The sequence below is a fragment of the Pseudarthrobacter polychromogenes genome, assembly GCF_014644495.1.
GTDB classification, from domain to species: Bacteria; Actinomycetota; Actinomycetes; order Actinomycetales; family Micrococcaceae; genus Arthrobacter; species Arthrobacter polychromogenes.
Map to the genome: position 1 here is coordinate 350,869 of NZ_BMKU01000005.1, position 25,723 is coordinate 376,591.

Below are 25,723 nucleotides of genomic sequence, written 5' to 3' on the forward strand. Positions count from 1 at the left end.
GGTCCTAGGGGTATCCGTTGGCATGGGGGATTACTTGCTCAGGTTGGCGAGGCGCTCAGGGCTGAGGAGTTCCTGGAGCTGGGTGTTGGTGAGGAGTCCGTGTTCCAGGACGAGTTCGGCCACGCCCTTGCCGGTTGCCAGTGCTTCCTTGGCGATGGCGGTGGCGGTGGCGTAGCCCAGATGGGGATTGAGGGCAGTGACCAGGCCGATTGACTGCTCCACTGTGCGGCGCAGGTGCTCGGTGTTCGCGGTGATGCCCCGGATGCAGCGCGCCGTGAGGGTGCGGCAGGCTGCTTCCAGGTGGGAGATGCTCTTGTGGAGGCTGTGGACGATGACCGGCTCGAACGCGTTCAGCTGGAGCTGCCCGGCTTCGGCCGCCATGGTGATGGTGACGTCGTTGCCGATGACCTCGTAGGCCACCTGGCTGACCACTTCCGGGATCACCGGGTTGATCTTGCCGGGCATGATGGACGAGCCGGACTGGACGGCCGGCAGGTTGATTTCGCCGAAGCCGGCGCGCGGTCCGGAGGAGAGCAGGCGAAGGTCGTTGCAGATCTTGGAGAGCTTCACGGCCACCCGCTTGAGCACGCCGGACAGGTGCACGAAGGCGCCAACGTCCTGGGTGGCTTCGATCAGGTCCGGCGCGGTCACCAGCGGCAGGCCGGTCACTTCGGCGAGGTGCCGGCAGGCAGCTTCCGCGTAGCCCGCGGGGGCGTTCAGGCCGGTGCCGATGGCGGTGGCGCCGAGGTTGATCTCGTGGATGAGCAGATCTGCTTCAGCCAGGCGGAGCCGGTCCTCGCCGATGGTGATGGCGTAGCTGCCGAACTCCTGGCCCAGGGTCATGGGTACCGCGTCCTGCAGCTGGGTACGCCCCATCTTCACCACCGTGCGGAATTCCAGCGCCTTGGCTGCGCAGGCTTCCTCCAGTTCGGCCAGCGCCTCCAGCAGTTCCCGCGCGGCGAAGATGGTGCCCAGCTTCACCGCGGTGGGGTAGACATCGTTGGTGGACTGGCTGAGGTTCACATGGTCGTTGGGGTGCAGTCGGGCGTAGTCGCCCTTGGGGTGGCCAAGGATTTCGAGGGCGCGGTTGGCAATGACCTCGTTGGCGTTCATGTTCGACGACGTCCCGGCACCGCCCTGGATGACGTCCACCACGAACTGGTCGGCGAGCTTGCCGTCGAGTACGTCCTGGCAGGCCTGCTCAATGGCGTCCGAGCGTTCCGCGTCCAGCAGGCCCAGTTCCCGGTTGGTGCGGGCGGCGGCCAGCTTGACCGCAGCGAGGCCGCGGACCAGGTGCATGTTGGAGGACAGCTTCTGGCCGGTGATGGGGAAGTTCTCCACGGCCCGGAGCGTGTGCACACCCCAGTAGGCGCCGGCGGGGATGTCGCGGTCGCCGAGCAGGTCGTGCTCGGACCGGGTGTGCGCAGGTGTGGTTGCAGCTGCGGAGGCGGGGGTATCGATGATGGTCATGTGTCCTTACAGGGCTTCGTTGACGGGTGCGGACGGGAAAGTGTGGGTCAGGAAATCGGTGGCCTGCAGCAGGCCCACGTGCTGGCCGCCGCCCAGGACGGGCGCCGTTCCAATGCCGGCGAGCGGGGCGGTGTCCACGCCCAGCGCCTCCAGCAGCTTGACGGTGGCGGGCATCCGGGCGCGGTCGCCGCCGTCGGAAATCTTCACGGCTGCCGAGCGGCCGTCCGCAAGGCCCACCAGCTGGACGCCTTCAAAGCCGTCCTTCGCCACCGCGCCCGGGAGCAGGCGCATCAGCTCGGTGACGTCACGGCCTTCCCCGGCCACCATGTCCGGGTGCTGCTGCATGGCGAGGCCGACGGCGGCTTCCGCGCCGAGCGGGGCCGGCCCGCCGTCGTCGTTCCTGCCGCTGCTGTCCGCGGCGGCGCGGGCGATCGCACCGAAGGCGCGGGCCATGCCCGGCAGGGTCAGGGCATACAGGGGAGTGCCGCAGCCGTCGGTGCTGAGGGCGTGGGGTTCTTCGCCGGTGAGCTCGGTGACGGTCGTGGCCACGAGCCGCTGCAGCGGGTGCGTGGGATCCAGGTAGCCCTTGACCGGCCAGCCGTTGATGGCGCAGGTGGCGGCCATGGCGGCATGCTTGCCAGAGCAGTTCTGGGTGAGCTGGGTGGAACGGCCCCCGTTGCGCAGCCACTCCTCCCGTTCGCCCGGGCCGTAGGGGAGGTCCCTGCTGTTCTCGAAATCGCTGACACTGAGTCCGTGCAGTTCCAGGATCCGCAGGGCTCCCTGGCGGTGCTTTGCGCTGCCGGAGTGGCTTGCGGCAGCCAGGGCGAGGAGCTCAGCGGGAAGTTCGAGCCCGGCCCGGACCATGGCCACGGCCTGCAGCGGCTTGAGCGAGGAGCGGGGGTAGAACGGTGCCAGCGGATCACCTGCGGTGGCCACTGTGGTGCCGTCAGCGTCCAGGGCAATGGCTGACCCGTAGTGGATGCTCTCCACCATTCCGTCGCGGGTGGCAGCGACCAGGGGTGTGTGCTGCGGGAGGGCGGCAGCACTGAGGGCAGGTGAGAGGGCAGGGGAAAGCATGGATTCCTTGGCTGGGTTGGGGCGGGGCTATTTGTTGAGGATGGAATCGAGGGCCAGGCCCACGGCCTGCAGGTGGTGGGCCATCGCAGCGCGTGCATTCTCGGCGGAGCCTGCCTCGATGGCGGCGAGGATGTCCTGGTGTTCGATGTCCGAGGCGTGCTGCCTGTCCGCCACCATGTTCAGGGTTTCGGACTGGTGGGCCAGGGCGCCGCGGATGTCCGCCACCACGCTGGCGAACACCCTGTTGCCGCTGGCCCGGGCGATGGCTGCATGGAAGCTGGAATCCAGGGCAACCCAGGATTCGGGATCGGTTTCGGTGCGCATGGCGGCCACGAGGTGGCGGAGTGTTTCCAGCTCCCCGTCACTGCGCCGCTCCGCGGCCAGGCCGGCTGCGGGAACCTCGATGTGGGGGCGGGCTTCCGTGAGGTCCCGAGCTGAGTACTGGCCGAGGGAGAGGTCATTGGCCACCTTGTCCGCCACAACGAACGTGCCTTTGCCGGTTTTGGTGACGGTCAGGCCCAGGGCCGTGCAGGAGCGGAGGGCCTCGCGGATCACCGAGCGGCTCACCCCGTACTGCTGGGAAAGCGTGGACTCGGAGCTGAGCTTGCTGCCAACGGGAACGGCACCTGACTCGATGTCCTGCCGGATCGCATTGAAGACCGCTTCGGCGGCACTGAGCCGCGCGAGGGGTGCAGGCTGTCCTGCTGTCCGGCTGTCTGACAGGTTCACGCTTTAAATATGGCAGGCGTCACACGCGGTGTCAATGCGGATCAGCGCAAAAGGGAGGTTGGCGCCGTGACGGCGCCAACCTCCCTGTCCTCCGGGTGGAGGGAAGAAGTCCTCTGCTGATGCTCCAGTGCTAGGAGCGGGGGCTCTCCACCTCGTCAATCTCAGCGCCCAGCTTGTGAAGGTCGCCGCGTTTGCGCTCCGCAAGATAGGCCTTCATCTCGCGCTTGATCACCGGCAGCAACATGTAGACGCCCAGCAGGTTGATGAATGCGCAAATGAACAGGGCAGCATCGGCGAAGTTCAGCACCTGTCCGAACGTCAGGACGGTTCCAACAACGGTGAAGAACAGGAAGGCGACCTTGTAGGAAATTTCAGAGGCCTTGCTGCGGCCGAACAGGTACTCCCATGCTTTCAGGCCGTAGTAGGACCAGGTGATCAGGGTGGAGAAGGCGAACAGCGTCACAGCTACGGCCAGGACTACGGGGAACCAGGGCAGGACTGTGGCGAAGGCGTCGGACGTGAGGATGACGCCGTCGGGTGCGCCCTCGCCGGCCTGCACCTGGTCGATGCCTGCCTGCAGGCTCGGTGCACCTGCGATAACAATCGCAAGGGCGGTCATGGTGCAGATGATGACTGTGTCAACGAGGGGTTCAAACATGGCAACGAAGCCTTCACTGACAGGGCGGCGTGTCTTCACGGTTGAGTGCGCGATGGCAGCAGATCCCAATCCTGCCTCATTGGAGAACGCTGCGCGCTGGAAGCCGACAATCATGACGCCCACGAGGCCGCCGGCCATGCCCGACGGGTTGAAGGCGCCGGTAATGATGGCGTTGAACGCGGCCGGCACCTGGCCGATGTTCACGAAGATCACGAAGAGGCAGGCAAGCACGTAGACGGCTGCCATCGCCGGAACGAGTTTGCTGGTGGTGGCGCCGATGGATTTCATCCCGCCGAGGATTACGGCCGCGACCAGCGCCGCGAGGATGAGGCCAAAGATCAGGGCCGCTCCGGCGCTGCCGAGGAAACCTTCGTCACCGCCGGTGACGTTCCGCATCTGGGCGAACGTCTGGTTGGCCTGGAACATGTTTCCACCGGCCACCGCGAAAATGAGGATGGAAACGGCGAAGATTCCGGTGAGGATCTTCACTGGCCATTTGCCAAACTTATGGAAGGCGACGGGCAGGTATTTGAACGGCCCGCCCGTTACCGTGCCGTCCTCATGGATCTGGCGGTACTTGACGCCGAGCGTGCACTCAGCGAATTTCGAAGCCATGCCCAGCAGGCCGGCCAGGATCATCCAGAAGGTGGCGCCGGGTCCGCCAAGTGCCATGGCGGCGCCCACGCCAGCGATGTTTCCCAGGCCGACAGTGCCGGACAAGGCGGAGGTCAGTGCATGGAAGTGCGGCACTTCGCCGGGATCGTGGTGGGCGGAGTACCGTCCGCGCACCACTTCGTAGGACACCTTGAGGCCGCGGAACTGGATCAGGCCCAGGTAGATGCTGATGATGACACCGGCGGCGATGAGCCAGGCCACCACTGCCGGAAAGCTGACATCGCCAATGGTGATGGGGAAGAAGACGATCGTCGAAAATACCTCAGCGACCGGGCGGAACACCGCGTCGATCGCTTCTTCTACTGATGCGAGCCAGCCGACGTCGTCCGTCACGGCCATAGGAATTGATTGCATTGGTTCCATACTCTTTTCGTTGAGGGCCTGCGTTCTGCCCGCCTCTGTTCCACGACAGCTGTAGATGCTGCCTGACCCCCCGCACGGATGTGAGCTGCGACATATGCGACCCAACTTATGTCAACTGGGCTGAAAACTCGACCTTGGGCTTGCCGGGCTAATCTGCTATGGAGCGCGCCTGCGCCGTGACGGGACTGCGCCGGAGGGCGCCGACTTTGGAGGCGCCTGGGATGTCCCTGCTGCGCCATCGGTAGGTTCGTGCCGATTCCCCACTAGTCTTTGGTCCTTGGCCGTCATTACACTTGCCATAGGGGTTGAAACGGCACGATCGTACCTAGGGGGTGCCATGGCCCAGGGCTTTTCAGCGGCGCTGGCGGGAGAAGTGCGCGCTCGCCGCGCAGTCCTTCGCCTGACCCAGCACGACCTCGCCCAGCTGGCCGGAGTCTCCGAGCGCTTTGTCCGCTTCGTCGAGCAAGGCAAGCCGAGCGTCCAGCTGGATTCCCTGGTCGCCGTACTTGAAACGCTGGGGCTGGAGCTGAAGGTCGCCGCCCGGACCAGCCAGGCGGCCCGCGCGGCCGGGCAGCCGGCTGAGAACAGCGCTGAACAATGAGGCACCGCATCGCGGACATCTACAAAGCGGGTGTCCTTGCAGCACGGCTCGAACGGCAGGACGGCGGTACCCGCTTCAGCTACCTGCCCGCCTACCTCCACACGGGAGGGCCCGCCGTCGCGACTTCCCTGCCGCCCAGCCTCGAACCGGTGCTGTCCGCCGCAGGGGCCGCGCCGCCCTATTTCACCGGGCTGCTGCCTGAGGGCCGCCGGCTTAATGCGCTGCGGCGCTCCATCAAGACCAGCGCCGATGACGACCTGTCCCTGCTCATCGCCGCCGGCGCGAATCCTGTGGGCGACGTGCAGATCGTGGGCCACGGGGAGCCGTTGGACCCGGATGATCATGCGGTCCGGCTCGACCCGAAAAAGCCGGTGGACTTCGACCAGCTGCTGGGGGACCCCGACCTGATTGACCCGGTGGCCCTGGCCGGCGTGCAGGACAAGCTCTCCGCCGGCATGATCTCTGTCCCCGTGACCGGTACCGGGCGGCAGTTCATCCTCAAACTCAACGCGCCCGAATTTCCGCATGTGGTGGAGAACGAGCTGGTGATGTTCCGTTACGCGGCCAAGCTCAGGATCCCGCTGAGCAAGGTCCGGTTGATCCGGGATGTTGCCGGCAGGCCCGGGTTGCTGGTTGAGCGCTTCGACCGCATTCCCAGGGCGGCGGGCCAACCGGGCGGGGTGGAGCGGCTGGCGGTCGAGGACGGGGCACAGGTGCTGAAGCTTTATCCGGCGGACAAGTACAACGTGGGCTACGGGCAGGTCTGCCATGCGTTGGCGGACCACTGCGCTGCGCCCCTTCCTGCCCTGAGGAACCTTGCCATCCAGGGAGCCTACGCATGGCTTGCCGGCAACGGGGACCTGCACGCCAAGAACGTGTCCATGGTCCAGCAGCCTTCCGGTGAGTGGACCATCGCGCCGGTCTACGACATTCCCTCCACAGTGGTCTACGGCGACAAGACGCTTGCACTGACTATGAACGGCAAACGGACCGGCGTCTCACGCCGTCATTTCCTGGGCTGGGCCACGGAGCTCGGGCTGACTGAGCGCGCGGCCGCCCAGGTGGTAGAGATTGCCCTGAAAGCGGCGGGTCCGCTGCTGGCGGACCTGGAGTCCGGGGCCGCCTTCCGTGGCCAGGGCGGGTCCGGGCAAAGGACTGACGACGGCGGCGGCTCTCCCTTCCCTGACATGGTCACCAGGGCATGGGTCAAGGAGTTGAAGCACCGGCGGCGGCTGCTTGAGGGCTAAGCCGGTTCAATGGCCGGCGGCCTATCGGCCCTCGTACCACCTGAGGGCCCGCAGTGCGCGGAGGGTGTTCCATCGGCTGGGTTGCCCGTCGCCGTCCTCCAGCGCGAAGTGCACCTTGCCGGGGTGGGTGTTTTCCAGAAGCCACGAGCCGTCCGGCTGCTGCCTGGCGCGGTCTGCCTCCGCGGCTTCTCCCAGCCGTTCGTCGGGTGCGCCGCCGGCGGAGCGGAAGTAGTCCAGCCCGCGGAGCACGTCGTAGAACCAGCGGGTGGGGTAGGAGAACTGCAGCCATTCGGGATTGACCTCGGCGCCCGTGCTTTTCCGCCGGTGCAGCCTGCGTTCCAGCAGGTATTCGTCGCCGCGGTGCCGGGCCGTCCGTGATGCGCCGGTCCCGCCGGTGGCGTGTTCGTGCTCGAGCAGTCCTTCCAGCACGCAGATGGTGGTGTGGAACGAAGAGCGGACGGATCCCCGTTCTGCTTCGCAGTTCCATCCGCCGTCGGGAAGTTGTTCACCGACCAGCCGTTCCACTACAGCGTCGACGTTCTCTCCGAAGTAGGCGCCCAGCCCCACCACCATGCCGTTGATGCAGGGCTCGGTTTCGCCGTCGAAGAAAGACTGGTTGCCTTCCTCCCAGCGGCTGTTGTCCCTGACCAGGCTGACCGCCCGCCGGGCTTCCCGGCTGGCAGGGTTCAGGCCGAAATCGCGCAGCAGCAGAAGGGTGTAGGTGGTTGCGGTCCAGGGCTGGCCGTGGGGGTCGTCGTCATGGACCGGCCAGTAGGTGCCGCCGTCCCATTGTCCGTCCGCTCCCTGCAGCGCAAGGAGGCGTGCGCCCCAGCCGCGGGTGGCAATGAGGTTCCGTTCGGCAAGCACTGCCTCGGGCGGCGCTCCGGTGAGGTCGCGCAGGACCTGCCAGCGGAGGGCTGGATCGGACTCGAGCAGCCAGGCGATGACATCCATGCCTTGGGCGGCGGAATATTAGAGGTGCTGGATCCCTGCCCGTTGCATGGCGTCCTTGTAGATGTCCACGTTCTTGGCCAGGAGCTCTTCCTGCTTCGCTTCCGAGACGGCGAAGGCCCGCCCTCCGAGTGCGGTGGCCTTGTACACCTTGATGCCGCTGTTCTTCAGCGACTGGTGGTAGGTCTTCTCGAAGAGGGTGAGGAAAGTGGAAGCGTCGGTGCCGTGGGCGATGACCGCCGACACCCGGGAGTTGATCTTCAGGAACTGCCGGAAAGGTCGGAGGCCGTCAGTTTTCTCCTGCACGTTCAGGGCGGACGGCATATCCGCGTCGCGGACCCAGGGGTAGGCGTGCCACGGCATCACGTAGCGGGGATCAAGTTCTGCCAACTCGTAGATCTGGGTGGCGCGGCGGGCGGCTTCATCGTCGTTGTAGTGCGAGACAAAGCCGGACACGGTGCCCTTGCCGGGGCTGACCTGCAGGCTGACGATCCGGCACTCATCCTCGTCGTGCACAGGGTCGATATAAGGGACGACAGACCCTGGCTTCTTCTCCATCAGTTCATCGCAAAGCTGGGTGACCTTCGCAATGTTCGGTTCCTGTAGCAGGGCCTTTTTCTCGTCCCAATCAATCGTCACGATTTCTCCCTCAGCAGCAAGGCGTCCAGAATCAGGCGTCTTAGGCCACTCTACGCTTCCACGCTGATGGGTGGGCAGGTGAAGTTCTCTCTCCCTTCTGCTGGACTCTGCTGGAGCCGTCAGGCGTGCTGTTGAATGAGGGAATGCAGTTCACCAGAAAGGGCCTGAAAGCCGAGGGGTTCGCGGGCTTCCGTCCCATCGGGTCGCTCGAGGCCATGCGGATACCGCAGGGTACAGGCGTCTTCGCCGTCCTGGCGCCGGAAGGGTTCCAGCCCCGCTTCCTGAAGAAGAGCACCGCGGGCGTCTTCAAGAAGAAGGACCCGTCGCTGCCCGGGCCCGCCCTCGCCGCCGAATGGGTGGACGCCGCCGTCGTCCTTTACCTGGGCAAGGCAGGTCCCGGCAGCAAGGGCAACCGCGGCCTCCGGCGGCAGGTCCAGGAGTTCCTGGACTTCGGGCAGGGCAAGCCGCCGGGGCACTGGGACGGCCGGCTGGTCTGGCAGCTCGCGGACGCGGACCAACTGCTGATCGCCTGGAAGGAACTGCCGCCGGAACACCTCCCCAGGGCAGAAGCGGACTACCACACGGCCTTCGTTGAGGAACACGGAAGGCTCCCGTTTGCCAACCTCGTGAGGGCACGCACAAAGGCGTGAGCCCGCAGCCGGACCTACGCCAGGCCGCCGTCGTACGTAAAACGCCCGGCGACCAGCGTGGCAGCCACCGGCATCGCAGCGAACACGTCGGTCGGCGCTGCAATGGAATCCTCGTCAAGAAGTACCAGGTCGGCAGGATCACCCACGCGCACCCGCGAACGCCCCCGGCTCGAAGCCAGCAGCGCCTGCCGGCGGGTAATGGCCTCCTGGGGATGCCACGGCCCGCGCCCGTCATCACGCGCCCGCACAGTGGCCACCGCCATGGCAGCCCAAGGATCGAGCGGGGCCACGGGTGCATCCGAGCCCAGCAGCAGCGATGCCCCCGCGTCGAGCAGGGAACGCAGCGGGAAGGCGCGGTCAGTCCGCCCGGACCAGTTGGTCTCCGCGGCATCGCGGTCATCCAGGGCATGGACAGGCTGCACACTGGCCAGCACGCCCAACGGACCGAAACGCGCCAGGTCCTCCCGGCGGACAAACTGGGCGTGCTCGATCCGCCCGCCAATCCCCGCCCGCTCAAAAGCGTCGAGGGCCACCTGGTTGGCCGCATCCCCTATCGCGTGGACGGCGGGGATGAACCCGGTATCCCTGGCCCGTTCCAGCAGCGCCAGGAGCTCCTCCGGCTCCACCGTCAGGAGCCCATGACCGCCAAAGGGGTAGGGGTCCACGCAATAGGCGGTGCGTGTGTTCAGCGCCCCGTCAATGAGTACCTTGAGCGGCCCCACCCGCAATAGTCCCTTGCCGCCGTCGACCCCCTGCCCCGTCCGCATGCCAGCCGCCACGGCGCGCTCAAGGTCGGCAGGGTAAACACCAGCGTCCACGCGGAGGGCATCAAAGCCGCCGGCAATGCGCCGAAGCCATGGGTCCCGGTTCCATGTCATCTCTAAATCCACCACGCCCACCACGCCGCGGGCAGCAGCCGCCTTGGCGGCTCCGGCCACCCAGGCATCCACCACGGCGTCGGGCAGGCGGCCCAGCTCCCGGGTCAGGGCAAAGGCCGGGTCCTCGCGCAGCAGCCCGGAGGCGTCCACCTGAACCGCGTACCGTCTGGCCGCAGCGGTATTGAGCCACACGCTGTGCAGGTCGTGGCTGACCAGTGCGGTGGGCTGGCTGCCGGCTGCCTCATCCAGCAGCGCCAGGGAGGGGGCGTCCGGCCACAGGGCGTCACGGAAGCCGACGCCAACGGCGGTCACCGCCGGATCGGCACCGGGCATCGAAGAACGTACGACGGCGGCAGCATCCTGGGCGCTGAGGGCACCGGAGAGATCAACGCGGTTCGCATGCAGCGCCCACTGGGTCATGTGGACGTGCTCGTCCCAGAGCCCCGGAATCAGGCAGCGTCCGCCGGCGTCGATGACGCGCGCCGCGCCCGGAGACTCGGCACCTGCGCCGAGCCGGCTTACGCGGCCGTCACTGATGTGCACGCTGTACAGTGCGGCGTCCCCGGGTATCCGAACGTTTGCAAGGACCAGGTCTGTCACGCCGGACCGCGGAGCCGTTCCATCTCGCGGCGGTCCTTCTTGGTGGGCCTGCCGGCGCCCCGGTCGCGCTGCGGCAGGCCAAGCGCGGGGGCGATCGGTCGCGGCGGCGTGTGGTCGGTGAAACAGTGCGAGGCCGGTTCAGCCCCGACGCGCTTGTTGATCAGCCGGCGCACCTCGAGGATGCGTTCGTAGCCTGACATCCGAACGGTGACTGTGTCGCCGGTGACCAGCGTCGCGGATGCCTTGGCCGGGCTGCCGTTGAGCCGGATGTGGCCCGCCCGGCAGGCAGCGGTGGCCGCGGAGCGGGTCTTGTAGGCGCGCACGGCCCACAACCACGCATCGACGCGGACACTGGCGGGGGAGGAAGGAAGGCTGGTCATGGCTGGCACCGAGTATAGCCCGGCCCGGTTTCCCGGCGCCGGACCTGTAGGCGGCTCCAGCACCAGCCGGGCCGCCCGGCTACCCAACCGTTACGCTGATGCGCTGCACCACGTTGTTGCCCATTCCCTGGTAGTTCCAGTTCTGCTCCAGGGGCTGGGTGGCACCGGTTGCGTCCGTGGCACGGCAGGACAGCACGTGCCCGCCCGGGTCCGCAACCCACGGCAGGGTCCACTTCCGCCACGCGTACCCGCCCGCAGGCTTGTCGAGCTGGGCCGGCAGCCACGCGCCGTCGATGCCCACCTCCACCGACGTGACGGCACCCCCGCCGGACCATGCCCTGCCCTGCAGCAGCACCGGCCCGGGTTTCAGCATTCGGTTGCGGGTAAGGAAGTCCGGGATGCCCGGCGGAACCATCAGCGAACGCACCCTGATCCGCGAAACCGGCGTGCCGGCGTCGTCCGCTGATTCCTGGTAGCGGTAGGCGACCTCCTGCTGGAAGCCTTTGAACGGGGTGGTCACCACTTCGATGGATTGCAGCCATTTAACGCTGGCCATGCCGTACCAGCCGGGCACCACCAGCCGCAGCGGAAAGCCGTGCTGGGGCGGCAGTTCGCTGCCGTTCATCGCGTAGGCAAGGACGACGTCGGGACGCAGCGCCTCATGGATCGGCAGGCTGCGCGCGTAGCGGTGGGGGACGCCGCCCTGGACGCCTTCGTCCACCCCCGTGAACACCACTTCGACGGCGTGCGGATGGACGCCCGCCTTTCCCAGGAGGTAGGCCAGCGGCACGCCGGTCCAGTGCGCGGTGCCCACGCCTTCCAGGAGCCACGGCTGGCTGACCGGCCGCGGATCCAGGAGCGACCGTCCGTTCCCGGCGCACTCCAGGGTGACGGGCACGGTGATGACGGGGTCCCTGCGGAGGGCGGCCATGGTCAGCTCTATGGCCATGTTCACCGCGCCGCTGATCCGCAGGTGCCACGAGGACTCGTCAATGTCCGGGATGTCGAAGTGGGTCAGGACGTAATGCAGCCCGGGTGGAGTGACGTCCCGGCGGAGGGCCTCCAGCGGCATGGAGTGGTTGCGGGCCCCCAGCTGGAGTTCCTCGCGGGTGATCGGGCCGGTGGTGGGCCCGGCCGTGTGCGCAGCAGGGCTTTCCGCCGCTGCGGCCGGACCGGCGGACTGCTGGTTCGTGTAGGTCTGTTTCATGGTGGTGCCACTCCTGCCGGCCGGCTCGAACGTCCCCTGTCCATAGGTCTACGCCAGCCCCGCAGCCCCGTCAACGCCCCTCCCAATTGGAGTTTTTGTCCAGATATGCAGGGTTGGAGGCCCCGGAAGCCTGCGTATCTGGACAAAAACTCCGGGGGAACTTAGAGGACCGGGCGGGAGAGGAACTCGCGCAGGCTGATAGGGTCCTCGCCGGTGAGCCCATGGACATCCGGTGAAATCCCCGCCATGTCCCCCGCCGCGATGGCGGTATACGTACTTACCCACGCGTCCACCTGCCAGGGAGGGGCGCCATAAGAGGCCCGCGAAGCGTACGCCTCCTCCACCGTCTCCGGCTGGTAGGTGACGGTGCGGCCCGTGCTCTCCGTGATGATGCCCGCCGCCTGCGTGAAGGTAAGTTCCTCCGGGCCCGTCAGGTTGTAGGTGGCGCCCTTGTGGATGGCGGGGTCGCGCAGGACGGCCACCGCACACCGGGCGACGTCCTCGCGGGCCACCCCCGAGAAGGCGCCGTCACCGGCAGGTCCGCGGATCACGCCGTCCTCCCCGGCCAGGAGCGGCAGGAAGTCCAGGTAGACGTTGTCCCGCAGGAACGTGAAGTCCATGCCGGACGCCCGGATGTGCTCCTCCGTGGCGTAATGGTCCCGGGCCAGGGTGAAGGTGGCATCGGGCGCCGCGCCGTAGAAGGACGTGTACACCACATGCTGCACGCCGGCGCCTGCCGCGGCGTCGATGAAGGCGGTGTGCTGCTGCACACGTTCCTGCGTTTCCGCGGCGGACACCATAAACAGGACTTTCACGCCGTCCAGTGCCTGCCGGGCGGCCGCGGAATCCGCGTAGCTGCACACGGCGGGCGTTGCGCCGTCCAGCTCGGGGGCACGCGCGGCATCGCGGACCAGCAGCCGCTGGGCGGAACCCAGCGCGGCCAGTTCCCGAGCCACCATCCCGCCCAGCCCGCCGGTGGACCCCGTGACGCCGAGGCCGGGGAAGTCAGGCAGTTCGGCTGCGGACGTCACCAGCCCGTCCTAGGCTTCCCGCGCGGCGGGGGACTTGGTCTGGGCAGGGTCCCGCTCCGCCAGCGATCCGATGGCGTCGTCGATCTTCTTCAGGATCTCCGGTTCAAGCTTCACGCCTGCCGCCGCAACACTGTCCGCGATCTGCTCCGGCCGCGAGGCGCCGACGATGGCCGAGGCAACGTTCGGGTTCTGCAGCACCCACGCCACGGCCAGCTGCGGCATGGACAGGCCCGCTTCCTCGGCGATGGGCTTGAGGTCCTGCACGCCGGCCAGGACGTCGTCGCGCATCCAGCGCTCGATCATCTTCGCGCCGCCCTTGTCATCCGTGGCGCGGCTGCCTTCAGGGGCAGGCTGGCCGGGCAGGTACTTGCCGCTGAGCACGCCCTGCGCCATGGGGGACCAGACAATCTGGGACACGCCCAGCTCCTCCGACGCCGGCACGACCTCAGCCTCGATAACCCGCCACAGCATGGAGTACTGGGGCTGGTTGGAGATCAGCTGGAAACCGAGCTCCCTGGACAGCTTGTGCCCCTCCCGGAGCTGGTCTGCCGTCCATTCGCTGACGCCGATGTACAGCGCCTTGCCCTGCCGGACGATGTCCGCAAACGCCTGCATGGTTTCTTCCAGCGGCGTCTCGAAGTCGTAGCGGTGGGCCTGGTAGAGGTCCACGTAGTCCGTCTGCAGCCGCCGCAGCGAGCCGTTGATGGATTCCATGATGTGCTTGCGGGACAGGCCAAGATCGTTCTTGCCCTTGGGGCCGGTGGGTCCATAGACCTTGGTGAAGATTTCCAGGGATTCGCGCCGTTCGTTCTTCAGCGCTGCGCCCAGGACCGTTTCCGCTGCCGTGTTCGCGTAGACGTCAGCTGTGTCGAACGTGCTGATGCCGGCGTCGAGCGCTGCCCGCACGCACTGGGTGGCGACGTCGTTCTCCACCTGCGAGCCGTGCGTCAGCCAGTTGCCGAACGTGATTTCCGAGACTTTGAATCCGCTGTTTCCGAGGTATCTGAATTCCATGGGTTTCACGCTAACCCAGATGGTTGCTCAGGGTAAGGGCTGTCTGCCCTTCGAAGCGGACCCTTTGGAACCCGCTTCCCTGGCTGCCTCCGCCGCGGCCCTGCTGATCTGCGCCGGGCCGGACAGGGACACCAGTGACCCGGTGTCCAGCGGAGCCAGGACGTGGGGGACCTGCGGCTTCTTGAAGGACCGGGGCAGCTCCCGCGAGGGGCGGCTGTTATCCAGAGCGGACTCCACCAGCGGGGCCACTTCCGCGACCTCTTCTGCCGGCACCTGGGGATCGGGCAAATCCCGCACTGAAACCTTGATGTCCGGCGAAGCCGCGCGCGCCTTGGCCGCCCTTGCCCGGGCGTCCGCGTCCGCAACGGCAGTGGCCCAGTCCTCCGCGAGGACCGGCGGCTCGCGGCGGGCGGCGGTCAGCGCGGGGTGGTGTTCGACGGCGGTGCGCAGCGTCGTTTTCATGTGCGCGGGCTGCAGCGCGGCGCGCCAGTCACGGGGAGTCTTCCCGGGCCTCTTGCGGAACGCGCGTGCAAGCAGTCCGGGGCGTGCCGAGCCGGCTGCGGACTCCGCGCCGGCGCCGCCGTCGGACGCCTGCTGCTGGCTCCCGGCAGGTCCGGTGAAGCGCACCAGGGGAAGGGATTCTTTTCGGGAGCGCCGGCCGAACAGGGCCATCAGCACCGCGGCCGCCAGGCGCCCAAGCCCCGCAAGGACCAGGGTGATGGCGCCCAGCAGGAAGAGGACCAGGAACATCAGGAATGCCACGCCCACGGTGCCCAGGAAGGTCAGGTTGAGGATGAGCGTATCCGGATTCTCCACGTCATCTCTCCTCTCTGCCAGGGCGCCGGCTCCCCCTCCACCTTACGGATTTTTGGGGTGCCGTGCCGCCGGACACCGGGGCGCGCCCCGGGTTGTAGCAAAGCTGTTACCGCGTGTGACAGCATCTTTTGCATGACGGTATCCCTCGACCAGGAAAACTGCCGGTGCCTGTCCGGGGAGCAGTACGGACAGTGCTGCGGACGCTTCCACCGGGGCGCGGCGGATGCTGCCACCGCAGAGCAACTCATGCGCTCCCGCTACAGTGCGTTCGCATTGCTGGACGCGGACTACCTGATGCGCACCTGGCACCCCCGGACAGCGCCGGCGGAGCTGGAACTGGATCCGGGGATGGAGTGGCGGCGCCTGGCCATCCTCTCCACGTCCGGCGGAGGACCGCTGGATACCGAAGGCGTGGTGGAGTTCACGGCGCACTACCGGCACGGCAACGGCCGCGGGGTCCTTCACGAGACCAGCCGCTTCGTGCGGGAAAACCGCCGCTGGTTCTACGTGGACGGGGACGTCCACGGCTGACTACTCGTTGTCGTAGGCGCTGTCCGGCGTGAAGCCGGCCCGGTCCACCTTGCGGTGGAACCGCATGCCGGCAAGTCCGCCGAGGACGGCGCCAACCAGGGCAACAGCGGCCACCACAACGGCGGCGATGATGCTGGTGGTGGTCAGCTGCCCTTCGTTGATGGGGATCCGCGGGAAGCTGTTGAGGTTGGCCAGCACGTTGAACTGCTGCCCTGCCACCAGGCCCAGGATGGACACAAGGATCGCCACGATCAGCGCCCAGATCCACACCATGAGGCCCTGTTTGGCGCCATTGAAGCGCGCCATCCTGCCTGCCACGTACCCGCCGGAGTAGTAGGACAGGAAGAGGATCACCAGCAGGACGATGATGCCCACCAGGCCCACCGTGCCCTGGTTCTGGGCTGCCTGGCTGACAGCTTCATTGACATCGGTGTTGGTTGCCAGGCCTACAGCCGTTCCTGCTGCCGCCACAAAGGCGGTGAGCAGGACGGCCATGCCGGTGGCGGTCAGCCAGCCGAAGAAGGCGGAGCCCACCTTGATGCCGCCGAACTGTTCCTTTTCCCGGGCCACGGCGGTCTGCCGGTCCGTCAGGTTGGGATCAACAGCCGGCGCGGGAGCTGTGGGAACGTACTCCCGCTCGGCGGAGGCACCGGCCCGCCCTGTGCGGTCCGGCACCCGGTCATAGGTGGAGGTCGGCGCGGCATCGCTTGCCGGCACCTGCGGGTAGGAGCGGGTTGGCTCGCCGCCAACGGCATCGTCGCGGCGGCTCCCGGTTCGGTCAACATCCTCGCGGGCACGCCTCGGGGGCAGGTTCTCTGGGTCTGTTGAGCTACTCATGGCTCCACTCAAGCATCACCCACCAGTGATAGCAAGGATGCTTACTATTTCGTGACCTGTGGCGTCACCGGTATTTACGGTGCAGGTTTTCCCGCCGGGAGGCTCCGGGGGAGGCGTCAGCGATCCACGGGCCGGTCCCTTCGGACTGGTCCAGGACGCCCTCCTCCAGCCAGGTGTAGTCCCCGGCGAGGACCTTCCGCGTGAGGGCGTGGTCGGCGTCGTCAGTGTTCCGCCACAGCTGGTCAAAGTACTCGTCCACGCGCACCCTGGCCTGCTCGCAGTAGGCCTCCGCGAGCTCATAGGCGCTGGCGGCCTTTTCGGGTGCGGTGTGCAGCAGCATCTCTGCCCGGGCGCAGCAGGCGGTCATGGCGAACAGCTCGGCGCCGATGTCCACCACCCTGCCCAGGAACGCCTGCTTCCGTTCGAGTTTCGCCTGCCAGCGGCCCATTCCGTAGAACGTCTGGCGCGCCAGGCGCCGTGACGAACGCTCCACGAAGCGCAGCTGCTTGGCCAGCCGCCCGAACTCACTGTAGGAGCGCGGGTCCATGCCGGCGCCGGCCACCAGCTTGGGAAGCCACCGGGCGTAGAAGCCGGAAGCCCCGACGGCGGCCCTCGCCTTGTCGGACAGGCTCGCGTCCAGCGACGCAAGGTCGCCCGCGGCGGCCAGGTGCGCATCCACCGCCTCCCGGGCGATCAGCAGCCGCATGATTTCCGATGAGCCCTCAAAGATCCGGTTGATCCTCAGGTCCCTCAGCTGCTGCTCGGCGGGAACCGCGCGCTCGCCGCGTGCGGCCAGGGATTCCGCGGTTTCAAAGCCGCGGCCGCCCCGGATCTGGACCAGTTCATCGGCAATCCGGCAGCTGATCTCCGTGGCCCAGAGCTTGGCCAGGGCGGCCTCGATCCGGACGTCCTTCTGGCCGGCGTCGGCAAGTTCGGCGGAGAGCTCGAACACCGCGTCCAGGGCGAAGGCGGAGGCGGCGATGAACGCGATTTTCTTGCCCACTGCCTCGTGCTCGCCCACCGGCCTGCCCCACTGGGTCCGGGCGTTGGACCATTCCCGGGCGATCTTCAGGCTCCACCGGCCCGACGCCACGCACAGCGCCGGAATGGAGAGCCGCCCGGTGTTCAGGGTGGTGAGCGCAATCTTCAGGCCCTGCCCCTCGCGCCCCAGCCGGTTGGCGGCGGGCACCCGGACCTGGTGGAACCGGGTCACGCCGTTTTCGATGCCCCGCAGTCCCATGAACGCGTTCCGGTTTTCCACCGTGATGCCCGGCGAGTCCATCTCCACAACGAAGGCGCTGATGCCGCCCTTGTGGCGGGTGCCGTCAGCATCCGTGTGCGCCGGCACCACGGCCATCACCACCACCAGTTCCGCAATCACCCCGTTGGTGGTCCACAGTTTGACGCCGTCCAGAAGGTACGCCTCGCCGTCATCCGTGGGCGTTGCAGTGCTGCCCAGCCGGGCGGGGTCGCTGCCCACGTCAGGTTCCGTCAGCAGGAAGGCGGTGATGGCGCCGGCCGCGCAGCGCGGCAGGTACTCCCGCTTCTGTTCGGGCGTCCCAAAAACCTTCACCGGCTCCGGCACCCCAATGGACTGGTGCGCCGAGAGGAGTGCGCCGAGGCTCGGGTGAACGCTGCCCAGCAGGGCCAGGGCACGGCCGTAGTACACCAGGGACAGTCCCAGGCCGCCGTATTCCCGGGGGATCTTCATGCCGAAAACGCCCAGGTCGGCAAGGCCTCGGATATATTCGTCGGGAATTCTGTCATCGCGCTCGATCACCCGCCCGTCCAGGGTGCCGGCGAACTCCAGCAGCCGGGCCATGAACGCTTCGCCCCGTTCCACGGAGGCCGGGTCCGGGGTAGGCCAGGGGTGGACCAGGCTGAGGTCGAAGCTGCCCAGGTAGAGGCCTTTGGCGAAGCTGGGCCGCTCCCAGCCGGATTCCCGCGCGGCCTCGGCCACGGCGCGGGCCTCATCAGCCGTGACGCCGGCGCCGATCTTGCCTGCGGGTACTGGGGTTTCCTCGGCGGGGGAGTCTGTTGCCGGTCCTGTGGAGGTGGGGAGGCCGGTGGCAGGGCTTGTTGCGGGGCTGTCAGTGGCGGAGCTCATGGGTCATCTCCTTGGCCGGATTGGCCGGTGTAGCCATGGATCCGCCGGGTTGGAGAACCCTTCAGCTGTCTCTCAAGATTACCCGCGGGTAGGTTCCGGTGCTAGGGGAAGCCTGCGCCTGGAAATCGCCTGCAACGTCCACCGTGGCGGCGTGGTGCACCAGCCTGTCCCACCCTGCATTAATGCCGTGGACCACGGCCAGGAGCGTTTTGGACGCCAGCGTCCAGCTCAATTTTCCGGCCCCCAATAGGACCAGGGCCACCAGTCCCGAGGCCAGGACGAAAGCGGCCAGGATAAACCCGAATACCAGCGTGCCCACGAACACCAAAGTGGCGTTGTCCACTGCTGTCAGATCGAACGGCATGAGTCCCCCTGCTGCGACGTTGCATGTGTTAAGAGTTGGTTGAGACCAGTAGCACGAGCGTAGGGGTAGCCTCCCTTTCCAGCCAGAGCCACAGCCGCCCGGAAGCCCTGTTGATATGGGATCGAAACACTACCGCCAAGTAGGTCACGGAGTGGTCGCGGCGCCTGCGTTAACCTTGTAGTTGGCGGTTTTCCGATCCAGGCCGCCGCCCAGCCCCCGCAAACAGTCCAAGGAGAGTGCGTGCCCCGCTCCGCCAGGTCATCCGCTGATGCCATCAGCGCCCGGCTTCGGGACCTCGAACTCCTCACTAAAGGACCTGCCTGGGCGCTGACGCGCTCGGCCCCCTGGGTGATCGCGGTACTGCAGGCCTCCTTTACCCGCACCCGGCCGCAGCTGCCGCTGGAGGAATTCCATGCCGACGTCGACTCCTTCCTTGAGGAGCTCCGCCGCCAGGACCCCGGGCTGGGTGGAGGGGCGAACGGGAAGTCCTTTGGCGACGAATGGACGCGCCGCCAGTTCCTGACGCGGCGCAACCAGTCCGGTCAGATCGTCTACGAGGTGACGGAACCCGCGGCACGCGTGCTGGCGTTCCTGGACAGCCTCTCCAGCGAACGGTCCACGCTCAACGGGTCCCGCCTGGGCACGCTGCTGGGGGACGTCGAAAAGCTTGCCAACGAGACCAACCCGGACCAGAGCGCCCGGCTGGAGTCCCTTGAAGAGGAGATCGAAGAACGCCAGCAGCTGATCCAGGACATCAGCAGCGGCGAGTTCGACGGACTGCTGGATGACGACGAGGCGGTGGAGGCCGCGGGAAACATCCTGGACCTGGCTGCAAGCCTGCCCGCCGACTACAAGAAGATGCGTGACAGGATCGAGGAACTGGTAGGCGAACTGCGCAACCAGATCATCGAGGAGTCCCTGACCAAGGGCGCCACCATGGCCCAGGTGCTGGAAGCGGACAAACGCCTCCGCCAAAGCCCGGAGGGCCGGACCTTCCGGTCCTTCACGGCGTTCCTGGAGGACCCCCAGCAGCAGCTGCGGTTCCGCTCCGCCATCGGCGAGGTCCTTGGCCGGCAGTTCGCGGACGATCTCTCTCCGGAGGACAGGGAAACCCTGAAGAACCTGGTGGCGGAACTGCGCCAGCAGCACAGCCAGATCCAGCGGATCTACGGCAAGCTCAGCGAAAGCCTGAACACCTACGTCCAGAGCGATGACTTCCGCCAGTCCGTCCGGCTCCGGCAGGTCCTTCGGGAGGCGGAGCAGGCCATCAGGTCCCTTCCCTATGAGCGGGAACGCCCCGGCCTGGTCCCCGGGCCGGTCCTCTTCAATGCGGGGTTCGAGTCACTGTCCATGGTGAAGCTCTTCGATCCCGACGAGTTTGCCGCCCCGCCCAAACTTGCCGATCCCATCGCCTTCAGCGACTCTGACCGCGTGCGCTCGCCGAGGACCGGCAAGGCCAAGCCGGAGGTGGTGCGCGCGGCCCTGGCCGGTGCTGCCACGCTTTCGGAGGCGTGGCAGCAGCTGCCGCCCGGGGAGCAGCACATCAACACCATCCGCGCGCTCCTCTCGCACGCGCTCCACGCCGGCGCCCGCTTCGACAACCAGGGCCTCGAGGCCCTGGACTACGAACAGATAGACGGCACCACGCGCAGGGCCTACCTGCCGCTGGTCACGCTTCCAAAGGATCCTGATGACTGAAGAGACAACCACGACGACGGCGGAGCGGCCTTTCGCCGTCACGCCACGCGACACTTTCGTTGACGGTGCCGCGCTCTTCCCCGGCGATACCGGGGTCCTTTCCATGAAGGTGCGGCAGGCACTGGTGAAGCTCCTTAAAGGCCCCTATGTGGACGGCGGCCGGGACGAAAAGCTCTGGACCGTCCTGCTGGACAACCAGGTGATCCTGCGGAGCCGGCTGTCCGAGCTGTTCCTCACCATGGAGCTGGACCACGAGCGCAAGATCGCCGTCCTGCGCCCGGTGGACCCCGACGCGATCGGCGGCAGCACCCGCTCCAGCATCCTGCGGCAGCAGCGTGCCCTCAGCCGGGTGGAGACCATCGTGCTGCTCCGCCTGCGCCTGCTGCTGGACCGCCACGTCACCGCGCAGACGGACCCCACGATCACCCGCGAGGAAATCGCCGACCTGGTGGCGCACTACCAGCCCGCCGGCCAGCAGGACGCACTGCGGGACTCGGACGTGGTGAACCGGGCCATCACCAAGCTCCTGGCCCGCCAGCTCCTCCTCCCCACAGGGCTGGACGACGTCTACACCATCTCCAACGCCCTGCCCCTGGCCCTGCCGTTCGAGAACATCGGCGACATCCCCGCCCAGATAGAGGCCCTGGTGGCAGCAACCACAGACCCCGCGGGCACGGAGGCGCTCCTGGAGTTCGACAACGGAGACGCCGTTTCCCCGGACAGCGACACGGACACGGAGGACGCCCAGTGAGCATCGCTTCCATGCTCCCGATAGGTGAGCTGACAAACCCAGGCCAAATGCGCCTTGCCCTGGTGCAGGTGGTCAACTGGGGCACGTTCCACGGAGCCCACACGATGCACGTGGACCGCAACGGCACGCTGCTGACGGGTAATTCGGGCGTGGGCAAGTCCACGCTGTTCGATGCCATGCTGCGGGTTTTCGATGCCCGGCCCAGGTCCAACGAGGCCGCTGCCCAGCGTTCGGGCGGAGCCGTCGAGGACAAGCGGACCACGTTCACCTACATGCGGGGCAAGGTGGGCGACAAAGCTGTTGGAGAGGGCTCAGCCAGCGCCTTCCAGCGGCCGGGTGCCACGTGGTCCGCTGTCGCCCTGACGTTCGATAACGCGGTGGGCACGCGGGTAACCGTCTCGGCACTGTTCGACCTTCCCAAGAACGGCACGGAGTCGAGCGTCGGACGTTTCTACGTCATCGACCACGATCCGCTGGACCTGGAGGCGCTCGAAGGCATCGCGGACAAGCGGTTCACCAAGGCTGCGCTGGAGACGATCTTTCCCGATGCGCAGGTTTTCGACGTCCACAAGGCCTTCGCCGAGCGGTTCCGCCGGCTGCTGGGCATCAACTCGGACCAGGCCCTTCCGCTCCTGCGCGTCATCCAGGCAGGCAAAGGCCTGGGCGGCAGCGTCAACACGTTCTTCCGCGACCAGGTCCTGGACGCCCCGGCCACTCTCGCGGCGGCGGACGACGTGGTGGAGGAATTCAGCAACCTGATGTCCATCCGGCAGCGGCTGGAGGACGTCCGGCAGCAGCGGGACCAGCTGGCCCCGGTTCCCGGGCTGAACCGGGAGTACGCGCAGGCTCTGCTGGATGCCAACAGGCTGCGGGACCTCGCCGGTGAGGAGTTCGAGGCCTACAAGCAGAAGCTGGCCGTCACGGTCCACCAGGGATTGCTTGAGCGCTTCAAGGGATTGGCCCAGGCGAAGGCCAAGGAGCTTGGTGCTGAGCGGACTGTCCGGGACGGGCTGGCCAAGGACCTGCGCCAGCTGGAAGCGGATTACAACAACCAGGGCGGCAACGCCATCTCCGCGATCGAGCAATCCCTGGAAAACGCCCGTGTTGGGTTGAAGCTCCGCCAGCAGGTGGAGGAGACGGCGCGCCAGGCCCTGGCCGACGCCGGCCTGCAGCTTGAGTGGACCGAGGAAGGCTGGGAGCAGGCGCACGAGCAGGCGGCAGCAAGGTCCGCCGAGCTCAACAGTGACTCCCAGGCCCTCCAGGAACTCCGCTTCGAGGCCTTCGACGCACACGCAACGAAGAAGCGCGAACTTGCCGCGGCTGAGCAGGAACTCGTGTCGCTGAAGACGCGCAAGTCGCTGCTGCCGCCGTCGAGCATTGAAAACCGGGCCGCGATTGCCGCCGCCACCGGCATCCCGGATGACCGGATGCCGTTCGCCGGCGAACTGATGGACCTCGCCGAGGGGCAGGAGAAGTGGCGCCCGGCCGCCGAGCGGGCACTCCGCAACCTTGCCACCACGCTGCTGGTGCCGGGCGAACACTTCGCCGCGGTCACCCGGTACCTCAACGATCACGCCGTGCGCGGCGCGCTGCGGGCGGTGGACGTCTCCAAGCCGCTTTCAGGCGGCGCGCTGGCGCTTGAGGACGTGCGCGACGGCGACCTGCTGACCAAGCTGGACATCCTCACCACGGGCGTCGCGGCCGAGGCAGGTTCCTGGATCCGTGAACGCATCGCACTGGACTTCGCCTACCCCTGCGTAGAGGACCCGGACGAGCTGGCCTCACTGGACCGCGGCCTCAGCCTGGGCGGCGTGGTGAAGCGCAACCGCCACACCGTGGAAAAGGACGATCGCTTCACCAGCCGGCAGGATTACGTCCTCGGGTTCGACAACGCCGCCAAGCTGGAACTTGTTGCCGGGCAGGCGGAGGACCTGCGGCAGGAAGTGGGCAAGGCGGCAGAGCTGGCGCAAAGCCGGGAAGACTCGCACCAGGGCATGGCCCGGCAGCTTGAGGCCCTGCGCCGCATCGTTGAGGACCACCGTTCCTGGGACCAGGTGTCGGCGGCGGTCGCGGCCGAGGAACTCGCACGGCTTGAGCAGCGGCTGAAAGACGCCCTCGCGGCACAGGCGGACCTGGAACCGCTGCGCGCCGGCATCGAGGAGGTGCGGCAGAACCACCAGTCCAGCACCGAGGCCGCCGCCGTCCTGCAGAGCGAGTACAAGGCACTGGACCGGCAACTGAGCGCTGCCGATTCCCTGCTGGAAGGTGCCCGCCAGCGCCTGGCCCAGGCGCCGCCGTCGGACGCCACCATCACTGCCCTGGAACCGTACTTTGCCGATTTCGGCGACGTGACAGAGATGCACGAGCTGGACAACCTTTCGAACCGGGTGCGCACCGCGCTGCTGGGGGAGCTGCACACGGCCGAGTCCCGCGGGCAGGCCGCCGCCGAGCGGCTCACCCGTATCTTCGAGGCCTTCGTCCGTGACTGGGGGAGCGCCATCTCGGCAGACCACGGCACCACGATCGGTGCTGCCGGCGAGTTTGAGACGCGCTATCACGCGATTGTGAGCGACGGCCTCCCCGCCCAGGAAGCGGAGTTCCGCCAGTTCTTCAACCAGCGCACGCACGAGTCCTTCAGCACGCTCCTGCACCTGCTGGATGAGGAGCGGCGCTCCATCACCAGCCGCATCCTGCCGCTCAACGGCATCCTGTCGCAGGTCAACTTCCACGAGGGGAGCTTCCTTGAACTGGACATCAAGCAGACGCTGCCTCCTACGGCCAAGCAGTTCAAGGACGCAATCCAGAACGCCCTGAAGGCCCGGCATACCCGCCCGGCCAAATCCGAAGCGTCCAGGAAAGTCGCCACAGGCTTGGAAACAGTCGTGGAAGCAGGCGGGGAAAGGGACGACGACGCCGAGCTCACCGCCCGCTACAAGTCGCTGGAGACGCTGGTAAAGCGGCTGGGCTCGCAGGCGCCGGAGGACCGGCGGTGGAGGGCCGAGGTGCTGGACGTGCGAGGGCACCTGTTCATCCAGTGCAAGGAGCACCGCGAAGTTGCCCAGCCGGCGTCCGGCAAGAAGGGTGAAGCGAAGAAGTCCGAGGTGTTCATGCACGCGGATACCGGATCCATGTCCGGCGGGGAGCGCCAGCGGTTCACGGCCTTCATTATGGCTGCCGCACTGAGCTACCAGCTGGGCATCGCGGAGCAGGGCTTCACCACGTACGGCACCGTGATGATGGACGAGGCCTTTGTGCTGGCTTCCGAGGAGTTCGCCGGCGCCGGGATCAAGGCGCTGCACGAATTCGGGTTCCAGCTGCTGCTGGCTGCCCCCGAGAACGTCATTGACCTCTCCCGGCACCTTGGTTCCGTCACCGAAATCCTCCGTGACAAGCGCACTAACCGCTCCGGAGTGCTCACAGCGCCGGTCATCACACCCCGGCAGGGCGAAGAGGGCGCATGGCGCTCGGAAGCGAACCCGGTGGACATCGTCCTGCGTTAGCACGCACCCGCCGGGCCGCTTTATAACAAATCGATGGAATTATTGTTGAAGCTCTGGTGAGGGGTATTTCTGCTGTGCCACTCTGGGCTTTACCAACTCACCTCGCCTGAGTAAATCCCATAGGTACTACGGAATGCTGGGTTCCGCCCTGTTCCCCAAGAGAATGATGGCGTCCTCTTGAAAGGCATTCCCATGCGCTTACCACAACGCGCGAAATTCCTCCTGGCAGCGGGCGCCGCAGCGGTACTGTTCCTCTCGGCCTGCGCGGCAGGCGGTCCGGCAGGGAGTGGGAGCACCCGGGAAAGCCCTGCCGTTCAGGCATCCACGGCGAGCCAGCCGCCGTCGTCCGCCCCCGCCTCCACTGCTCCCGCCGCCGCCCTGGCAACCTTCACCTTCCCGGATGGCCGGCTCTCGTTCCAGCACCCGGCCGACTGGCGCGTGGAGCTCTTCGAGGCATCCGCCTCGCCGTTCGTGGGGACTGCCACGGTTTACGATCCCGCCGGGCAGTTGCAGGTCAGCATCTACACAGGCGAGATTGCCGACGTCGTGGCCACCTCTGCTGCCCGGACCGTCCTCGAGACGGACCCGGTACCGGGACTGGTGGGACGGTCTGTGCCAACGCCCCATTCGTCGTTCTTTGTTGACCGCAGCGGTGACGCCGCACAGTACCGCATGGGGCTCACTCCAGGGTTGCCCGTCTCGCCGGACGGGAGGGTGCAGGACGGGCTCATCATGCTCGGCGAGCGCATCCTGACCGCGGACGTGGTGTTCGATGGTCCGCCGTTCGAGAATGACGACGCAGCGAAAGCCTGGTACTGGGATGCTGAAGGCCGAACCCTTAAGGCTCTGCTGATGAGCTTCTCCTACCGCTGACCACGACCCTCGTTACCTTTTTCGTAGCCCGTTTCCTGTTGCAGGATGAGGGTGTGCTGGCCTGCCGGTCCCGGGC

At 67.1% G+C, this 25,723-nt stretch carries 23 protein-coding genes; 8 read left to right on the forward strand and 15 right to left on the reverse strand.

Annotated elements, in window-relative coordinates; genetic code table 11:
- Positions 1 to 30: 30 nt before the first annotated feature.
- The 4 genes from IEX43_RS10910 to IEX43_RS10925 all read right to left on the reverse strand — a co-directional run bounded on the left by IEX43_RS10910 (position 31) and on the right by IEX43_RS10925 (position 4,963).
- Positions 31 to 1,470, reverse strand: a complete 1,440-nt coding sequence (locus IEX43_RS10910; RefSeq protein WP_188810916.1) for an aspartate ammonia-lyase — start codon at positions 1,468 to 1,470, stop codon at positions 31 to 33.
- A 6-nt stretch (positions 1,471 to 1,476) separates the two neighbouring features.
- The gene (locus tag IEX43_RS10915; RefSeq protein WP_188810918.1) at positions 1,477 to 2,547 is read right to left on the reverse strand and encodes an asparaginase; all 1,071 of its coding nucleotides are present in this window, start codon (positions 2,545 to 2,547) and stop codon (positions 1,477 to 1,479) included.
- A gap of 27 nt (positions 2,548 to 2,574) precedes the next feature.
- Positions 2,575 to 3,276, reverse strand: coding sequence for a FadR/GntR family transcriptional regulator (locus tag IEX43_RS10920; protein ID WP_188810920.1), 702 nt, complete (start codon positions 3,274 to 3,276; stop codon positions 2,575 to 2,577).
- Between the two features lie 130 nt (positions 3,277 to 3,406).
- On the reverse strand, positions 3,407 to 4,963 hold the full coding sequence (locus IEX43_RS10925) for an alanine/glycine:cation symporter family protein (RefSeq protein WP_188810922.1): 1,557 nt from the start codon (positions 4,961 to 4,963) through the stop codon (positions 3,407 to 3,409).
- Between the two features lie 382 nt (positions 4,964 to 5,345).
- On the opposite strand from IEX43_RS10925, the gene IEX43_RS10930 reads away from it, so the two are divergent.
- Complete coding sequence (locus IEX43_RS10930) at positions 5,346 to 5,573, forward strand: type II toxin-antitoxin system Y4mF family antitoxin (protein WP_229666406.1); 228 nt, start codon at positions 5,346 to 5,348, stop codon at positions 5,571 to 5,573.
- On the forward strand, positions 5,570 to 6,820 hold the full coding sequence (locus IEX43_RS10935; RefSeq protein ID WP_188810926.1) for a type II toxin-antitoxin system HipA family toxin: 1,251 nt from the start codon (positions 5,570 to 5,572) through the stop codon (positions 6,818 to 6,820). The genes IEX43_RS10930 and IEX43_RS10935 overlap by 4 nt, the downstream gene beginning before the upstream one ends.
- 21 nt (positions 6,821 to 6,841) lie before the next feature.
- On the opposite strand, the gene IEX43_RS10940 is transcribed toward IEX43_RS10935, so the two are convergent.
- The gene (locus IEX43_RS10940; protein ID WP_188810927.1) at positions 6,842 to 7,774 is read right to left on the reverse strand and encodes a hypothetical protein; all 933 of its coding nucleotides are present in this window, start codon (positions 7,772 to 7,774) and stop codon (positions 6,842 to 6,844) included.
- An 18-nt stretch (positions 7,775 to 7,792) separates the two neighbouring features.
- Positions 7,793 to 8,410, reverse strand: coding sequence for a uracil-DNA glycosylase family protein (locus IEX43_RS10945; protein ID WP_104189932.1), 618 nt, complete (start codon positions 8,408 to 8,410; stop codon positions 7,793 to 7,795).
- Between the two features lie 143 nt (positions 8,411 to 8,553).
- Here IEX43_RS10945 and IEX43_RS10950 point away from each other — a divergent pair, with 143 nt between their 5' ends.
- Positions 8,554 to 9,060, forward strand: a complete 507-nt coding sequence (locus IEX43_RS10950) for a hypothetical protein (RefSeq protein WP_188810929.1) — start codon at positions 8,554 to 8,556, stop codon at positions 9,058 to 9,060.
- 14 nt (positions 9,061 to 9,074) lie between these two features.
- On the opposite strand, the gene IEX43_RS10955 is transcribed toward IEX43_RS10950, so the two are convergent.
- The 6 genes from IEX43_RS10955 to IEX43_RS10980 form a co-directional block, all read right to left on the reverse strand.
- Positions 9,075 to 10,481: an amidohydrolase gene (locus tag IEX43_RS10955; protein ID WP_229666407.1), complete on the reverse strand. Its 1,407-nt coding sequence runs from the start codon at positions 10,479 to 10,481 to the stop codon at positions 9,075 to 9,077.
- Positions 10,482 to 10,534: 53 nt separating this feature from the next.
- Entirely contained in the window at positions 10,535 to 10,918 is a 384-nt protein-coding gene (locus IEX43_RS10960) for an RNA-binding S4 domain-containing protein (protein WP_188810934.1), read from the reverse strand.
- A gap of 79 nt (positions 10,919 to 10,997) precedes the next feature.
- On the reverse strand, positions 10,998 to 12,125 hold the full coding sequence (locus tag IEX43_RS10965) for a sulfite oxidase (RefSeq protein ID WP_188810936.1): 1,128 nt from the start codon (positions 12,123 to 12,125) through the stop codon (positions 10,998 to 11,000).
- Between the two features lie 161 nt (positions 12,126 to 12,286).
- On the reverse strand, positions 12,287 to 13,156 hold the full coding sequence (locus IEX43_RS10970; RefSeq protein WP_229666408.1) for an SDR family oxidoreductase: 870 nt from the start codon (positions 13,154 to 13,156) through the stop codon (positions 12,287 to 12,289).
- A 9-nt stretch (positions 13,157 to 13,165) separates the two neighbouring features.
- The gene (locus IEX43_RS10975) at positions 13,166 to 14,170 is read right to left on the reverse strand and encodes an aldo/keto reductase family protein (RefSeq protein WP_188810938.1); all 1,005 of its coding nucleotides are present in this window, start codon (positions 14,168 to 14,170) and stop codon (positions 13,166 to 13,168) included.
- A gap of 27 nt (positions 14,171 to 14,197) precedes the next feature.
- A complete protein-coding gene (locus IEX43_RS10980; protein ID WP_188810941.1) occupies positions 14,198 to 14,986 on the reverse strand; it encodes a hypothetical protein in 789 nt (262 codons plus the stop codon).
- Positions 14,987 to 15,118: 132 nt separating this feature from the next.
- Between IEX43_RS10980 and IEX43_RS10985 the strand changes: the two genes are divergently transcribed.
- Entirely contained in the window at positions 15,119 to 15,517 is a 399-nt protein-coding gene (locus IEX43_RS10985; RefSeq protein WP_188810943.1) for a YchJ family protein, read from the forward strand.
- Here IEX43_RS10985 and IEX43_RS10990 read toward each other — a convergent pair whose 3' ends face one another.
- The 3 genes from IEX43_RS10990 to IEX43_RS11000 all read right to left on the reverse strand — a co-directional run bounded on the left by IEX43_RS10990 (position 15,518) and on the right by IEX43_RS11000 (position 18,825).
- A complete protein-coding gene (locus tag IEX43_RS10990; protein ID WP_188810945.1) occupies positions 15,518 to 16,354 on the reverse strand; it encodes a TIGR04086 family membrane protein in 837 nt (278 codons plus the stop codon).
- Positions 16,355 to 16,418: 64 nt separating this feature from the next.
- Positions 16,419 to 18,461: an acyl-CoA dehydrogenase family protein gene (locus IEX43_RS10995; protein ID WP_229666409.1), complete on the reverse strand. Its 2,043-nt coding sequence runs from the start codon at positions 18,459 to 18,461 to the stop codon at positions 16,419 to 16,421.
- Positions 18,462 to 18,522: 61 nt separating this feature from the next.
- Positions 18,523 to 18,825 (reverse strand): hypothetical protein, encoded by a 303-nt coding sequence (locus tag IEX43_RS11000; RefSeq protein WP_188810946.1) that lies wholly within the window; start codon positions 18,823 to 18,825, stop codon positions 18,523 to 18,525.
- 240 nt (positions 18,826 to 19,065) lie between these two features.
- On the opposite strand from IEX43_RS11000, the gene IEX43_RS11005 reads away from it, so the two are divergent.
- The 4 genes from IEX43_RS11005 to IEX43_RS11020 all read left to right on the forward strand — a co-directional run bounded on the left by IEX43_RS11005 (position 19,066) and on the right by IEX43_RS11020 (position 25,647).
- Positions 19,066 to 20,523 (forward strand): DUF3375 family protein, encoded by a 1,458-nt coding sequence (locus tag IEX43_RS11005; protein WP_188810947.1) that lies wholly within the window; start codon positions 19,066 to 19,068, stop codon positions 20,521 to 20,523.
- Positions 20,516 to 21,274: a DUF4194 domain-containing protein gene (locus tag IEX43_RS11010; protein WP_188810948.1), complete on the forward strand. Its 759-nt coding sequence runs from the start codon at positions 20,516 to 20,518 to the stop codon at positions 21,272 to 21,274. The genes IEX43_RS11005 and IEX43_RS11010 overlap by 8 nt, the downstream gene beginning before the upstream one ends.
- Entirely contained in the window at positions 21,271 to 24,774 is a 3,504-nt protein-coding gene (locus IEX43_RS11015; RefSeq protein ID WP_188810949.1) for an ATP-binding protein, read from the forward strand. The genes IEX43_RS11010 and IEX43_RS11015 overlap by 4 nt, the downstream gene beginning before the upstream one ends.
- 192 nt (positions 24,775 to 24,966) lie before the next feature.
- Positions 24,967 to 25,647, forward strand: coding sequence for a hypothetical protein (locus tag IEX43_RS11020; protein WP_188810950.1), 681 nt, complete (start codon positions 24,967 to 24,969; stop codon positions 25,645 to 25,647).
- Positions 25,648 to 25,723 lie beyond the last annotated feature (76 nt).

Bases quoted from the DNA above. Each gene is read 5' to 3' on its own strand.
- IEX43_RS10990 (WP_188810945.1), bottom strand. From the start codon at position 16,354: ATGAGTAGCTCAACAGACCCAGAGAACCTGCCCCCGAGGCGTGCCCGC.
- IEX43_RS11010 (WP_188810948.1), top strand. From the start codon at position 20,516: ATGACTGAAGAGACAACCACGACGACGGCGGAGCGGCCTTTCGCCGTC.
- IEX43_RS10950 (WP_188810929.1), top strand. From the start codon at position 8,554: ATGCAGTTCACCAGAAAGGGCCTGAAAGCCGAGGGGTTCGCGGGCTTC.
- IEX43_RS10975 (WP_188810938.1), bottom strand. From the start codon at position 14,170: ATGGAATTCAGATACCTCGGAAACAGCGGATTCAAAGTCTCGGAAATC.
- IEX43_RS10935 (WP_188810926.1), top strand. From the start codon at position 5,570: ATGAGGCACCGCATCGCGGACATCTACAAAGCGGGTGTCCTTGCAGCA.
- IEX43_RS11020 (WP_188810950.1), top strand. From the start codon at position 24,967: ATGCGCTTACCACAACGCGCGAAATTCCTCCTGGCAGCGGGCGCCGCA.
- IEX43_RS10965 (WP_188810936.1), bottom strand. From the start codon at position 12,125: ATGAAACAGACCTACACGAACCAGCAGTCCGCCGGTCCGGCCGCAGCG.
- IEX43_RS11000 (WP_188810946.1), bottom strand. From the start codon at position 18,825: ATGCCGTTCGATCTGACAGCAGTGGACAACGCCACTTTGGTGTTCGTG.
- IEX43_RS10995 (WP_229666409.1), bottom strand. From the start codon at position 18,461: ATGAGCTCCGCCACTGACAGCCCCGCAACAAGCCCTGCCACCGGCCTC.
- IEX43_RS10915 (WP_188810918.1), bottom strand. From the start codon at position 2,547: ATGCTTTCCCCTGCCCTCTCACCTGCCCTCAGTGCTGCCGCCCTCCCG.
- IEX43_RS10910 (WP_188810916.1), bottom strand. From the start codon at position 1,470: ATGACCATCATCGATACCCCCGCCTCCGCAGCTGCAACCACACCTGCG.
- IEX43_RS10940 (WP_188810927.1), bottom strand. From the start codon at position 7,774: ATGGATGTCATCGCCTGGCTGCTCGAGTCCGATCCAGCCCTCCGCTGG.
- IEX43_RS10985 (WP_188810943.1), top strand. From the start codon at position 15,119: ATGACGGTATCCCTCGACCAGGAAAACTGCCGGTGCCTGTCCGGGGAG.
- IEX43_RS10925 (WP_188810922.1), bottom strand. From the start codon at position 4,963: ATGCAATCAATTCCTATGGCCGTGACGGACGACGTCGGCTGGCTCGCA.
- IEX43_RS10960 (WP_188810934.1), bottom strand. From the start codon at position 10,918: ATGACCAGCCTTCCTTCCTCCCCCGCCAGTGTCCGCGTCGATGCGTGG.